The organism is Parabacteroides faecalis (genome assembly GCF_022809355.1).
GTDB lineage: Bacteria > Bacteroidota > Bacteroidia > Bacteroidales > Tannerellaceae > Parabacteroides > Parabacteroides faecalis.
This window is the reverse complement of sequence record NZ_JAKZMM010000001.1, coordinates 149,874-164,706: the sequence shown is the minus strand read 5'-3', so window position 1 is coordinate 164,706 and position 14,833 is coordinate 149,874. Positions and strand designations below refer to the sequence as shown.

The 14,833-nt window shown below is 41.4% G+C and carries 12 protein-coding genes; 3 read left to right on the top strand and 9 right to left on the bottom strand.

What is annotated here, in order from left to right; genetic code table 11:
- Positions 1-38 precede the first annotated feature (38 nt).
- From MUN53_RS00685 to MUN53_RS00670, 4 genes are all read right to left on the bottom strand, one after another.
- Complete coding sequence (locus tag MUN53_RS00685) at positions 39-842, bottom strand: metal ABC transporter permease (RefSeq protein WP_243322965.1); 804 nt, start codon at positions 840-842, stop codon at positions 39-41.
- 15 nt (positions 843-857) lie between these two features.
- Positions 858-1,277 (bottom strand): hypothetical protein, encoded by a 420-nt coding sequence (locus MUN53_RS00680; RefSeq protein ID WP_022454780.1) that lies wholly within the window; start codon positions 1,275-1,277, stop codon positions 858-860.
- Between the two features lie 14 nt (positions 1,278-1,291).
- Complete coding sequence (locus MUN53_RS00675) at positions 1,292-2,527, bottom strand: 3-phosphoshikimate 1-carboxyvinyltransferase (protein ID WP_243322963.1); 1,236 nt, start codon at positions 2,525-2,527, stop codon at positions 1,292-1,294.
- 95 nt (positions 2,528-2,622) lie between these two features.
- Positions 2,623-3,570 carry an alkaline phosphatase family protein gene (locus MUN53_RS00670; RefSeq protein ID WP_243322962.1) on the bottom strand — a complete coding sequence of 316 codons (948 nt, stop codon included), beginning with the start codon at positions 3,568-3,570 and terminating at the stop codon, positions 2,623-2,625.
- Between the two features lie 272 nt (positions 3,571-3,842).
- Here MUN53_RS00670 and MUN53_RS00665 point away from each other — a divergent pair, with 272 nt between their 5' ends.
- On the top strand, positions 3,843-4,559 hold the full coding sequence (locus MUN53_RS00665; RefSeq protein ID WP_243322961.1) for a nitrilase-related carbon-nitrogen hydrolase: 717 nt from the start codon (positions 3,843-3,845) through the stop codon (positions 4,557-4,559).
- 248 nt (positions 4,560-4,807) lie between these two features.
- On the opposite strand, the gene dusB is transcribed toward MUN53_RS00665, so the two are convergent.
- Together dusB and MUN53_RS00655 are read right to left on the bottom strand one after the other, a co-directional pair.
- Entirely contained in the window at positions 4,808-5,791 is a 984-nt protein-coding gene (gene dusB, locus MUN53_RS00660) for a tRNA dihydrouridine synthase DusB (RefSeq protein WP_022454785.1), read from the bottom strand.
- A gap of 76 nt (positions 5,792-5,867) precedes the next feature.
- Positions 5,868-6,029: a hypothetical protein gene (locus MUN53_RS00655; RefSeq protein ID WP_022454786.1), complete on the bottom strand. Its 162-nt coding sequence runs from the start codon at positions 6,027-6,029 to the stop codon at positions 5,868-5,870.
- Positions 6,030-6,225: 196 nt separating this feature from the next.
- Between MUN53_RS00655 and MUN53_RS00650 the strand changes: the two genes are divergently transcribed.
- Positions 6,226-6,909 (top strand): DUF554 domain-containing protein, encoded by a 684-nt coding sequence (locus MUN53_RS00650; RefSeq protein WP_243322960.1) that lies wholly within the window; start codon positions 6,226-6,228, stop codon positions 6,907-6,909.
- A gap of 239 nt (positions 6,910-7,148) precedes the next feature.
- Here the strand turns inward: MUN53_RS00650 and MUN53_RS00645 are convergent, their stop codons facing one another.
- Positions 7,149-8,159 (bottom strand): aspartate-semialdehyde dehydrogenase, encoded by a 1,011-nt coding sequence (locus MUN53_RS00645; protein WP_243322959.1) that lies wholly within the window; start codon positions 8,157-8,159, stop codon positions 7,149-7,151.
- Between the two features lie 130 nt (positions 8,160-8,289).
- Between MUN53_RS00645 and MUN53_RS00640 the strand changes: the two genes are divergently transcribed.
- Entirely contained in the window at positions 8,290-11,199 is a 2,910-nt protein-coding gene (locus MUN53_RS00640) for a lamin tail domain-containing protein (protein ID WP_243322958.1), read from the top strand.
- 159 nt (positions 11,200-11,358) lie between these two features.
- Here the strand turns inward: MUN53_RS00640 and MUN53_RS00635 are convergent, their stop codons facing one another.
- Both MUN53_RS00635 and sppA read right to left on the bottom strand, forming a co-directional pair.
- A complete protein-coding gene (locus MUN53_RS00635) occupies positions 11,359-12,888 on the bottom strand; it encodes a glycoside hydrolase family 10 protein (protein ID WP_243322957.1) in 1,530 nt (509 codons plus the stop codon).
- Positions 12,889-13,041: 153 nt separating this feature from the next.
- Positions 13,042-14,814: a signal peptide peptidase SppA gene (sppA, locus tag MUN53_RS00630; protein WP_243322956.1), complete on the bottom strand. Its 1,773-nt coding sequence runs from the start codon at positions 14,812-14,814 to the stop codon at positions 13,042-13,044.
- Positions 14,815-14,833 lie beyond the last annotated feature (19 nt).

The window sequence follows — 14,833 nt, the reverse complement described above, 5'->3', positions numbered from 1 at the left end:
AACGACTAACGACTTCTCATGAAGTAAATGCGTATATATTAACGTATCAGAAGCGCTTTTATTGCCTTTACTGCCAAAAAGAGCAGTACCAATACCAGGATAATAAAAGCTCCTGAAGGAATATTCAAGTAATAGGATAAGAACAGACCGACGACAGACCCGACAAAACCAATCAGAACACTGCCCCACATAATCTTTCGGAAATCGGAAGTCAACAGGTTGACCGTGATTTGAGGCAATGTCAGTAAACTCATCAACAACATAATCCCTACCATACGGATCGCCAACACAATGGTTATGGCAATCAGGCACATCATCAGATATTCTATCAAACGTACAGGCAATTGTTGTGTCTTGGCAAAAGCCGGATCAAAAGCCACATAAATGATCTCCCGGGTAAAAATACCAAACAACAGCAAGACGACAACCGACAAAACAGCACTCGCCATGATATCTGCCGGAGCTATCGTCAGGATATTTCCAAAGAGATACGCCGAGAGATTAGGAGCATAACCTGGTGTCAGAAAGATAAAGATCACACCCAAGGCCATACCTAACGACCAAACGCCCGCTATGGCAGAATCTTCCCGTATTTGCTGAGTCCTGCTGGCCCATTCTACCCCAAAAGCAGCCAGAATAGCAAACAGCATAGCCGAAACAATCGGATTCATTCCGGTATAAAATCCCAATCCCAAACCTCCAAATGAAGCGTGGGTGATTCCTCCGCTAATGAATACCAAACGCCGGGAAACAATATATGTTCCCACAATTCCACAAGCTATGGCTGTAAATAAACTACCTAACAGAGCATATTGGAAAAAAGCATATTGAAACAATTCCATCTTTCTTTCCTCTCCTTAATGAATTCGTCGCTCACCGACAATCAGAAAAGCCTCGTCTTTCAGCTCATCCGGCAAACAAATACCACGCAATTGCAAACTGCGTAGCCATCCGGCAACTTCAACTTCCCGCAAGGTAAAAAGGACTTCCCGAAACTCATCTACTGCCGACTCATCATATGCGTCCGATTCTACACCTTTGAAACGGTCGAGTTCCTCATCATTATAGTACTCAATAGACTTACTGACTGCCGCCAATAAACTATCCCGCTCACAAACTTCATGCTGACCGCAACATTCTTCCGGAATCTCTTGAGGTTCCGGTATTTCAGTAATTTCGCCACGTTCCAGCATTTTCTGTAATTTCTTATTGCGGAAATAACCCAAAATGGCAGCAACAATACCTAAAACAACCAGACTTAATAGGATATACCACATGACTTATGTATGTTTTATTCTGTCTTTTCTTCTATCAGGAAACCCGCTTCTGTTAAATGTTCCCAATAATGCGGATAACTCTTGCTAACGACTTCAGGATGCATAATCTCGATTCCTGCCGGACGAACCAAAGCCAACGGAGCAAAGGCCATAGCCATCCGATGGTCTTCATACGTTGCTATCTGTGGATTCTCTTCGGCTTCGCATCGCTCTCCATCCCATTCCAGAATACTGTTACAACTATCTTTCAACACATAGCCTAACTTATGTAATTCCTGTTTTAAGGCTTCGATCCGGTCGGTTTCCTTAATCTTCAAACTTTGTAATCCGGAAAAGCGGAAAGGAATATTCATTCCAACACAGGTTACAACAAAGGTCTGTGCCAGATCCGGCTCATTCACGAAATCATATACTAACTTCCGTGTTACATTCCCGGTCTTTTTCAATACAACTCCGTCGGAAGTAAATGAGGTACCCACACCCAATTGGGCAAACAATTTAGCTCCTGCAGCATCACCCTGTAAACTTTGTTTGAACAAACCTTTGAGTTGAATCTCGGCCTGACGCGACAAAGCCATCATTTCATACCAATAAGAGGCGGCACTCCAGTCTGATTCTACCGTAAAAGGTATAGGCTGATATTCTTGAGGTGCTACCCGGATGGTCGATCCTTTCCATTCCGACTGGACACCAAACTGCTTCATCAATTGAAGGGTTAATTGAATGTAAGGCTTTGAAATAATATTCCCTTCCAAATGAAGGACTAACCCTTTCTCCATCAAAGGAGCTACCATCAATAATGCAGAGATATACTGAGAACTTACACCACCAGACAAAGAGATTTCCCCACCTTGCAGCGCACTACCCCAAATACGTAACGGAGGAAAACCCTCTTTCTCCATGTATTCAATACGAGCCCCAACCGCATTAAGGGCATCTACCAATATTTTAATCGGCCGGTTTTTCATTCGTTCTGTCCCGGTGATAGTCCATTCACCTACAACCTTTGCCAAAAAGGCCGTCAGAAAACGCATCGCTGTGCCGGCAGCCTGTATGTCAAAATCCCGGTCATTCGAATTTAAAGCCTTTACCAGCACTGCCGTATCATCACAGTCTGAAAGATTTTGAATAGGATAGGAGCTATAACTAAGTGCATTCAATATCAACGCCCGGTTACAGATACTTTTGGAAGAAGGCAGTTGAACAACTGCCTTCATTTCTGTTTCCGGAGATTTTATTCTATAGTTCATACTTACCTGTTATTTGGCTACAAAAATAAGGATTTCCACACGCATAAAAAAACGGAAGGCAATCTGTTTTCACAAACAACAGCATAAGTACAAACTTAACGTCCAATTGATGCTGGAACTTCGCCAGTCCAACAAGCCGGTTGCTTAATCTTGAACAAATGTAATATGACAGCAGCTGTATTAACTGTATTATTCGGTTCCTCCATCTTCTTTCCCCGAGGAATATCCGGACCGACAATTCCCCATGGAACAATCATTTCATCCGTACTAACGCCGCCATGTCCGTATTCAATGCCTCCATGATCTGTCAGGAACATAAAGTGTGTATCTTCATACAGTCCTTCTTCTTTCATCTGATCCAAGAGTTTTCCGATTTCTACATCGGCTTCTTCAATCGACTGAATATACTCAGGCGACATCCATTTATGTTTATGCCCGGCATGATCTGTATGAACCGAGTATAAGAATACTACCGTCGGAGATTTCCGATTAGCCTTCATGAATGCCAGTGCCTTTTCATAATTCGGCACATACGCATCGTTTTCCAAGTAACTTACTTCATCCAAGTATTTCTTATTATAGGGATAAAACAAATTAATCCAATTATAATAGAAAGCTGTTTTGACATCCGGCAGGTTATCTTTCAGGACTTTAAATAGAGAAGGATAATATCCAGACCTGTCTTTTTCGACTGCGGGCAATTTGAATTTCGTGATTTCCCAACTATTATCAACAACTCCATGCTGTTCAGGTCCGCTTCCTGTTAAATGACTCGTCCAATTAGGCAAAGTGACTGATGGCATCACCACACGTGTCTGTAATGACAATACGCCTTCTGCCAACAAGGCATCGAGGCGAGGTGTATGGGCTTTTAAAAAACCTTCCACACAAATTCCATCCCGTGAAATCATCAAAACCCGTTTCGCTCTTTTGGCTTCTACCATTGATGTCACAGCCTTTGCAGAATGAGATAAAGAAGCTGTGCCCAAGACCAATGAACCCATCAATCCTTTCTTAAAGAAGTCTCTTCTTGATTTTTCCATGATATAATCTTACGTTTTAGAGTTAGTAAGTCTCCGTTTGTTTACCAAGTAAAAGTAACCATTATATCTTTATCAAACAAGTGATGTGTCTGTAAATACCCCCAATAAGACTTCAATAAAACCATTAAAGGCCGTTTCATTGACTTGGGTTTTATACCTTTGTATCCAAACATTCAGTATTATTCAACATGTATCATTACTTATTCTTAATCTTCCTTTTAGGATGGCTGAGCCTTCCTGAGAGCATTCTGGCCCAAACAAAGCAGGAACCTTTGAAAGTAGCACTTATACAAGCCCAACTTGCCTGGGGATATGTTGACGCTAATTTGGATGCCTTCGGCAAACGTATCGAACAATGTCCGGACTGCGACCTGATTGTCTTTCCTGAACTTTTCACCTCCGGTTGCGAAATGAAAAAGAGAGATGCGCAAGAAAAGGCTGATACCAAAGACATCGTTTCACAACAATACCTGAATATCATCGAGAAAATGCAACAATGGGCCAGACAGACAAATGCTTTGATCGTCGGTTCGACTATCTATAAAGAAGACAATCTTTATTTCAACCGCTTGCTGGCTGTTTATCCGGACGGTACATACCAAATCTACGACAAGCACAACTGCTTTAAGAAAGGAAGTTTTTCACCAGGAAAGGAACGGCTTATATTTTCATGGAAAGGATTCCGTTTCTCTCCTTATATCTGTTATGATCTGAGATTTCCCGAGTGGAGTAAAAACCAGAACGAATACGACATCGCCATCTATATTGCCAACTGGCCCGAATCTCGTCACAACGACTGGATAAAACTATTAGAAGAGCGTGCAACCGAGAATCAAGTGCATATCATTGCCGTGAATTGTGTCGGAACAGATCCGGCAGGTATTACCTATCGGGGCGGTAGTTGTTTATTGAATCCAAACGGAGATGTGATCGTTCGGTGTCAAGATTACAAAGAAGAGATTCAAACCGGTCAAATTGTAGAAAAATGAACGTATATAAAATAAAAAAAGGTGCATTCCGACGCCTAAAGGAATGACACCTCTTTTAGCTCTGCAATGAAACAATCTCACGACTCCTTCCTAACAAAGACTTGTTAACCTTAGATCTAAAATACTATGAAAAAAACTCGATACAAAGATAATGTATTTACTACATCATACCTCGTTCGAATGTATCAAATTATTATAAAAACCAGAGGCAAAATTTATACTTTCTTTTAAAAAAGGCTAAAATCGTCTCAGATTTCGAATTTTTCGGGAATTGAATCCATAATTTCGAACAATTCTTTAACCGTTTCAGCTCTCAGCATAGCTACACGCGTCTGCTTAAAATCGGGTATTCCCTTAAATAAAGTAGTCGCTGCCAGATGCCGGCGAATATGTAAAATTCCCCGACGTTCGTCCAATCGGTTCACACTGTCCGTAACTTGTTCTTTCAGGATATCTAAATACCAGTGAAAAGACTCTTTAGGCAATAATTCACCAGTCGTGAGATAATGTTTGACTTCACGGAAGATCCATGGACGACCAATACTGCCTCTGCCGATCATGACTCCATCTACTCCATACGAATCAAAACGTTCCTTACAGATTTCAGCACTGGTTACATCGCCATTTCCTATAATCGGGATAGAGATTCTCGGATTTTGTTTAACCGCTCCAATTAATGTCCAATCGGCTTCTCCGGTGTACATTTGGGCACGTGTACGGCCATGTATGGACAAGGCTGCAATACCACAATCCTGTAACTGCTCGGCCAATTCCACAATAATCTTATGATCGGCATCCCAACCCAAACGAGTCTTCACCGTAACCGGTATATTTACAGCTTTTACTACTTCCCGTGTGATTTCCAACATCAAGGGAATATTCTGTAACATACCAGCTCCGGCACCTTTTCCGGCGACACGTTTGACTGGGCAACCGAAATTGATATCCAATATATCAGGATGCGCAGCTTCGCAAATACGAGCCGCTTCTACCATCGACGCAACATCTCGACCATAAATCTGGATAGCAACCGGACGTTCCTCGTCTGATACAATCAGTTTTTGCTGCGTTTTGCTGACACTACGGATCAAAGCGTCACTCGAAACAAACTCCGTATAAACCATATCTGCCCCAAAACGCTTACACATCAAGCGAAACGCAATATCCGTTACATCTTCCATCGGCGCCAAAAACACCGGCCGTTCTCCCAAATCTATATTTCCGATCTTCATATATTTACCTTACACATCGTTATTCTGTGCAAAGGTACGGAATTTATTTGTGGCCTAAAAAAGATCGCCCCTCGCTTCAACGCAATAAGATTGCCAACGTCGGGTTAAGCGAAGCTTTCTGGATCGACAAGCGGAATTCATCCACCAGCTGTTCGCAATCCTCGATGCTCATACCTTGTTCCGGTTGATTCCAATGCCACATATTTACACGTTTCTTTTTATTTTCTTTCTGTTCCATAATCAAATTCTCCTTTTAATTTATTTGTATCCTTCTTGAATGCTTTCTTCGTTGTTTTACCCATAAGACACCTTATTTCGAAAAACCCCTATTCATCCCTCAGATTTTTTTCTTACCTATTAAGAAACAGAAAAAATGATGTTTATGTTTACAGAAAGAACCGCTGTTTTCCTTTTCTTTATAACTTTGCCGTATTATGTTAGGAACTATAGTCAACACCGTTTGTATCATGATAGGCAGCACGGTAGGCAGTGTAGCCAAGCGTGCCATCAAGCCTCAATATCAAAGTGCATTGTATCATGCCATGGGATTGGCAGCCTTAGTTTTGGGAATCAATGCCGTTACTTCACATTTGCCGGAAAGTAATTATCCGGTCCTGTTTATCGTCAGTCTGGCGCTGGGTACGTTAGTCGGCACATTATTAGATATAGCCGGCAAGTTCAATCGTATCGTACAGCATTTCTCTAAATCCAAACTGGCAGAAGGACTCTCAACAGGTATTTTATTATATTGTATTGGAACCTTGTCGATGGTCGGACCTATCATGAGTGCTCTCTACGGCGATAATACATATTTGTTTACCAATGCGACCCTTGATTTGGTAACTTCTACCGTCCTGGCCAGTACCTACGGATTCGGAATGATTCTGGCAGCACCAGTCTTGTTCCTGTCCCAAGGATCGATTTATCTGATTACGTCTTTGGCAGGAGATGTGATCTCGGATGAACTGATGAATGAGATTTCCATCGTGGGTGGAGTATTGATTGCCAGTTCTGGTCTGGCTATCCTCGAAATCAAAGACTGCAAAACACTGAATATGCTTCCGTCATTGGTTGTTCCGGTATTTTTCTTTATTGCTAAATATATGATTGGTTTTTAGAAGTTTAGACCCAATAAGTAAATTCTTAATATATGTAAATAAAAAAGCCGGCGTATTTTTGTCAATTTACGCCGGCTTTTCAGCAAAATACGCCGGCTTTTGATGAAAAGATAAGGTAGATAAAAACAAAACCAACGAGAACCCAAAACAATCTTCGTTGATTTCGTTTTCGATTCTCGTTGGTTTTACAAACGCCTGCTTACAACCTTCCTGATAAAAGCCGCAAGCCTAGGGTCTTTTTATCGGATATTTCCTACTTTCAGCAAATATTCAGCAATCTGAACAGCGTTTAAAGCGGCACCTTTACGAATCTGATCGCTTACTGTCCAGAACGACAAACCATTCGGATTTGTTAAGTCTTTGCGGATACGACCTACATACACTTCATCGTGATCGGCAATAAACAACGGCATCGGATATACTTTATTAGCCGGTTCATCCTGCAGAACAACACCTTCCATCGTAGCGAATGCCTGACGAACCTCTTCTAATGAAAGCGGACGTTCTGTTTCTACCCAAGTAGCTTCACTATGGGCACGCATAACCGGAACACGTACACAAGTAGCACTTACTTCGATATCCGAATGCATAATCTTACGTGTTTCGTTATACATCTTCATTTCTTCCTTAGTATAACCATTATCAGTGAAAACATCTACATGCGGAATCAAGTTGTAGGCCAACTGATATGCGAATTTTTCAACCGTTGGTTCTTCACCCTTCAATAACTGTTCGTATTGCTTCTTCAATTCAGCCATAGCTGTTGCACCTGCACCACTGGCAGCCTGATAAGTAGCAACATGAACACGTTTGATATGTGATAAATTTTCGATAGCCTTCAAAGCAACCACCATCTGAATGGTTGTACAGTTCGGATTAGCAATGATTCCACGCGGACGGTTCAAGGCATCTTCCGGATTCACTTCAGGAACCACCAGAGGAACATCGTTTTCCATACGGAAAGCGCTGGAGTTGTCGATCATTACAGCACCATGTTTGGTGATAGTTTCAGCAAATTCGATTGAAGTACTGCCACCAGCTGAAACGAAAGCAACATCGATGTCCTTAAAATCGTCGTTGTGCTTCAGTTCCTTGACAGTATATTGTTTACCACGGAACGTATATTCACGTCCTGCACTACGAGACGAACCAAATAAAACCAGGTTGTCCATCGGAAAATTTCTCTGTTCAAGCACACGCAAGAATTCTTGTCCTACGGCACCACTTGCACCAACAATTGCTACATTCATTTCAGCAAAAATTTTTAGTTTAAAAAGTTTGTATATTCGTTTACAATTTTTATCTTTGCGATTAATTAATAACAAGCTGTTATCAAACAGCGTGCAAAGATAAACAATTCTAAAACAAAACTGGCTGACTATGAAACAAATTTTACTTTTCTTCCTCGTTAATCTTCCTCTTTTGGTATTTTCGCAGTTTCTGGAGACGTTTGATGGACCAGACATTACATCAAGAAATACTTGGCAAGGAGATTTGTCCGATTTTATCATTAACGAAAACGGTTGGTTAGAATTAGTAGGAGATTCCGAGAAAAGTTCTTCTCAATTACAAGTATCATTAGCTTTTTCTGATACTATGGTATGGCAATTCGACGTAAAAATGGATTTCATTCCAAGCAACTATAACCATATTCGCTTTAATTTACTAACAGACAGATTATCAATAGTTGGTATTGATGAAACATACTACGTACAAATAGGAAGTAATGATAAAACAATCAGTTTACGCCGTTTAAGAGAGACGGAAAGTAGCTCTAAACGATATATTGAACAAGAATTAGATATTTTAAAAACAGAAAATGTCAAATTAAGAATCAAAGTAACTCTCGAAAACAGTAAAAAATGGACACTGTATGTTCAAGAGGAAGGAAAATCCTTTTTTTCTACCATTGGAACTTTTGAACAAGAACTTCAGTCCAGACAATTGAAATATATTAAGTCTGGTTTTGATTTTCATTATTCTTCAAAGAAAAGAGGGCATTACATTGATAATATAGAGATTTCTTCACAAATCATTCCTACGGCAGAACCTGAAACTCCTATAGAAAGCGAAGTTCAATTTATCGATATTGAAGCTCTTACTTATGCCAGTGCCAAACTTTATTTTTCAGCACCCATTAATATCGAAAACGCAACATTTTATGCAGAAGGTGAAGGTTTCGAGGGAAAAGAAATGATAGATCGAAAGAAATTATATAATGAGAATAGTGTTATCATTGATTTCCCCCAAGAATTATCTTTTAATACGCCTTATACTTTCTATTGGGAAGGTATTGTAGATGAATTAGGTTTGCCAATCAAAGACGGAAATGTCAGTGTTAAATTGGTGAACGATGAATCCGAAGAAGAAGAGGAAGAAACACCCGAAACTCCGGAAGACCAACCCGAAGATCCCATAGAAACGTATCCAGAAAAGGCAATCCGGATCAATGAAGTAATGGCTGATCCGGATACATGTGGATGGCCTGAATACGTGGAATTATATAATACCCAAGACAAAACCATTTCTTTGGATGGTTGGATATTCGATTATGGAAACGGATACAGAAGAAAGGGACTAGATGGATTTTCTATTCCTGCCAACGGTTATGTTATTCTATTTCATGCCAAACATACCGATATATTCCCCGAAAACATAGCGATTCCGATCGAAACCTTTCCTCAATTATTTAATAACGGAAAAACATTGGCTTTATATGCTGGTGAGGAATGTATAGATTCTTATTCCTATCTACAGGCTAAACCCGCCTGTTCGTGGGAGTATGATGAGGATGGCTGGCATCTTTCAACCGATCCACGTGGTGGAACACCAGGAGAAAGCAATTCGGAACCTACTACAACGGAAGAGGAACCGGAAGAAGAACCAGAGGAACCGGAGACACCAGTCGTTCCGGAAGAACCGGAACAGCCGGAAGAATCTTATCCGAAAGGAAGTGTCATCATCCATGAAGTAATGGCAGATCCGAAAGGATTGACAGCCTTGCCCGAAACAGAGTACATTGAATTATATAATAAGGTAGATCAATCAATCGATCTTTCCAACTGGATACTCAACTACGGAACTACTCCGATTGCTTTAACCGACGTTGTCATCCCGGCACATGGATGGGCCGTTCTATATCGTTCCGGACGGGGAATAGAGGTGGGAAACGGACAAGCCTGCCCTTTGGATAAATTTCCTTCTGCTTTGGCCAATACCGGAAAAGAACTTTCTTTATACGATGCCAACGGTCAACTGATGGATCAATATACCTATCCGAAAGCAAAACCCGCTTGTTCATGGGAATTTGATGAGGAAGGCTGGCATCTTTCAAGCGATCCGCGTGGAGGAACACCGGGAGAAGCCAATTCGGAAGCGGAGGAGAATGAAGAAGAACCTGATGAAACGCCCGATGAACCAGAAGAAGAAACCAATCCTGAACCGGAAATACCGGAAGCACAACAACCTCAACCCGGTGATATTATCATCAATGAACTATTGCCGGAACCTTTTGTCGATGGCAGTGAATACATTGAACTGTATAATCGCTCCGAACAGGAATTAAGTCTGAAAGACGTATGCATTTCTACCCGGAAAAGCGATGGTTCTTTAAACACCCGTTATCCTTTGGAAGCTTATCCGCAAACACTGCAGGCAGGTGATTATCTGTTGCTGACCAAATCAATCGAAGGTGTAGAGAATTTCTATTCACTACCGGCTTCTCTGAATTGGTTGGAATGTAAATTACCTGTACTTTCCAATACTGGTTCAACCGTTGTTTTATATCGGGAAGAAGGAGAAATAATTATCGACGAAGTAAGTTATTCTCCCAAATGGCACGCACCTACCGTCAAAAACAAAAAGGGTGTTGCTCTGGAACGGAAAGATCCGGATAAAGATTCACAGAATGCCGACAACTGGACTTCGGCTGCTTCGTCGGCTGGTTTCGGTACACCGGGTTTGGAAAACTCACAATATCTGAATGGAGAGACAGAATCTGATTCAGAAGAAATTGATGATCCGATTTATCAGCCAACCGGAACTTTTCAGATTCCGTATCGGCTCAATCAGTCAGGCTATATGGCACGAGGATGGATTTTCGATTTATCCGGCAGGAAAGTAGCTTTAATAGCCGACAACACCTCGCTCGGAACGCAAGGATATTTAGAATGGAACGGAAAAGGGCGCGATGGTTCGCCAGTCAATACAGGTATTTATATCATATATCTCGAACTATGGCATCCCGGCGGAAACGTCATTCGTAAGAAACAAGTATTATTAATTCCATAGATTTCGTTGTTTTCTAAGTTCTTTTCAACATAGGAGTTGTATTTAGAACATGGAAGGCACAGCATGCGATATGTTGTGCCTTCATTTTTTCCCCGCAAATCTTTGAAATGACTTCAAAATACTTTCTCTTCCGAAAACTCTCTGAGCAACTATAAGGATTTATAATTTTACCTTCTTGCTCTTACCCTTCGGACTTTCATTATGGAAACGATCAACTGCCGTCACAACATAACGATATTTGATTTTACCCTCATCATAAGGCAGTTTATAGAACGTATTTCGAGTAATCCCTACGATCTTAGCCGGATTATTCAAATCAATTTCTTCCTTAGGATCGAAACGATAGACCACAAAATACCAGGCTAATTCCGGATTCGTCTTACTTTGTTCGGCTTTCCAATGCAACATGAAACCATCGGCCGTCCATTCTGTCTTTAGTTTCTTGACTTCTTCAGGAGCCCGGTTATGCATGTTTGTATAAGCCGGAATCAATGCCGGATACCGATGATAATGACGTTGCAGACTATCTGCTACCCCTTTATTATTCCAAAGAATTTCATTGGCCGGCCAGAAACAGTTACCTGCAATATGCGGCAAACGACGTTCATAACGCATTTTCTTAGTCAATTGATCTGCTTTCATCGTACGTGCAACATCTTGTCCGATATATAAATGACCGCCATACGCATGTTTGCTCCACCATTTAATCAGGGTTGTGTAATCAGCCAGCGGATGTCCCATCTCCCAATAAATCTGAGGAATATTATAATCAATCCAGCCTTGTTTTACCCAATAGGTAATATCGGCATACAAGTCGTCGTAATTCTGCAGACCATTCGTATTACTGCCGGAACCGTCTGGCGTACTCTTCTTATTCCGATAGATACCAAACGGACTGATTCCAAAGCGAACCCACGGTTTATTTAACAAGATCGTCCGCTTGATTTCACGGATCAGCTTATTGACATTCTCACGCCGCCAGTCGGCTTTCTGTTCAGGTTTATATCCTTTGGCTAAACCATACTTACGGAAACTCTTATCGTCCGGAAAGAATTGTCCGGCTGCCGGATACGGATAGAAATAATCATCCATGTGAATGGCATCCACATCATAACGAGAAACAATATCTTTTACCACCTTGCATATAAACTGACGTGACTGTGGTAAACCCGGATCAAAGAGAATCTGTTTGTTGTAAGTAACAAACCATTCCGGATGCTGGTGATAAATGTGCGAATCAGCAAACTTGGTATTTCCGGCTGTACTGATCCGATACGGATTCAACCAGGCATGAAACTCCATATTCCGTTTGTGACATTCCTCAATCAAGAAAGCCATCACATCGAAATTACCTTCCGGAGCACGACCTTGTTCACCTGTATAGAAACGACTCCAAGGTTCTAACTTCGAACGATAAAAAGCATCAGCTTCCGGACGAACTTGGAAAATAATGGCATTTATACCGCATTTCTCCAGAAAATCGAGTTTACGGATAAAGCTCCGCCGCATTTCCTTTACCGACATTTCCTTGTATTCTCCCTGGAAAGCCGTCTGAATCCAGGCACCCCGAAACTCCCGCTTCGGATTTTCTCCCAATACAAATGATTGTTTAACAGGCTGTTGTGTTGTTTTACACGATGACAAAATCGCTACAAACAAGACGAACATCCATTTCCAATACTTCAACATAAATAATCTAGAGTTAGTAAGTTCCTTCATTTATACGTTTTCAATATAGATAAGATACAAGCAAACGAGTTGACAAGGTTTTCAGGAAATCTCTATAACAGAAAAGAACCTCACACCCTGTCAACTCGTCAACTTATCAACTTATCGCTTCAATTATAATCCTTGAATCAGATAAGGCATACGAGCCTGAACACCGGTCTGCGACTTCATGCGCTGAATATTGGAATAAACAGCAAAATCTTCCTCACCTAAAGCTGTACGAATGAATGAAACCTTCGCTTCTCCCATCATCTTTTCCATATATTCCGTAAAGAAGTCTTTCTTGGTATTGGCTGTTGTTACGGTATAAGCAGTAACGCCTGCCAACGAAGCTGCCTCTTCGATCGCAACATCCATGCCACCCAGTTTATCAACCAAACCACGATCCAAAGCCTGTTCACCTGTCCACACACGACCTTGTCCAATATGATCAATTGAATCCTTCGGTAAACCGCGTCCGTCAGAGCAACGAGTCAGGAACAAATCATACGTATGCTCAATTCCTTTCTGTATCAACGCTTTTTCATCTTCCCGCATCGGACGGCTCATATCACCCAAGTCTGCATACGTATTCGTCTTGACTATATCCGTCGTTACATCCAACAACTTAAAGGTTCCTGCCATATTCCGGACAACACCAAAGACACCGATAGAACCTGTCAGTGTAGAACGTTCTGCAATAATCTTATTAGCGGCACACGAAATATAATAACCTCCCGAAGCAGCATAATCACCCATAGACACGACAATCGGTTTCTTGGCCTTCAGATCTATTACAGCTTTCCAGATCTGTTCAGAGATATACGCACTACCACCCGGTGAGTTTACACGGAATACAACGGCTTTTACATCATCGTCCTTAGCCAGTTTGCGCAATTCATCTGCCATATCTTCCGAGATAACGGCTTCATCCATGCCCATGGCTGAATTACTCTTTTCACGGATCTCGCCTTCGGCATACAAGACAGCTATCTTATTGCTGCTTTCCTGAGTCTTTTCCGGAATGGCAAGCATCTTTTTCACATCGGCCGATACCATCTTATCGTCCAAAGACTGTCCAGCCATCCGTTTTACGCAATCTTCAGCTTCTTTCCGATAAGCCAAAGCATCCACTAGCTTATAATCGACCATTACTTGCGCATCATCAAAGGCCAGCCCCTGATTCAGGAAAGTATCCAGATCGGCAGGAGCGATATTACGAGACGCACAAATAGCAGATGTCATATTTCCCCAAATACTACCTAAGAAAGAAGTCAGCTGTTCCCGGTTTGCATCACTAAACTTATCCGTCATATACGGCTCAACCGCACTTTTATAAGTACCTACTTTGAAGATATAAAATTCCATTCCCACTTTAGCAGCCAGATTCTTAAAGAAGATTCCCTGAGAAGCTAATCCAACCAAAGCAACTGTTCCCTGCGGATTCACAAAGACAGAATCAGCCACACTGGCCAGATAATAAGTTCCTTGTGTATAAGCATCAGCATACGAAACAATAAACTTTCCGCTTTCCTTAAAGTCTTCCAATTCCCGACGGATCGCTTCAAAGCTAGCAAAACCACCCGACATACCACTGGCATCCAAATAGATTCCCTTGATCTTATCGTTTGTCTTTGCTTTACGGATAGCCTTTGTAATATCAGTTAATGACATTGGTTCAACTTCTTCACTAAATAAACCGCTAAAAGGATTCTCGGTTACCTGATCAGAAATTGTACCTTCCAATTTCAATTTAAACACCGTATTATCCTTGGGTTTATATTCCGTCGAAGAACTGCTGGATGCAGCGACGCCAATCAAAAAGGAAATGCCAACCAAGATCAGCAAGCCCATTGCTATCAGCACTCCAAATACGGAGGCAAACATGGTTTGAAAAAAGTGTTTCATAAAACTATCTATTAATGTT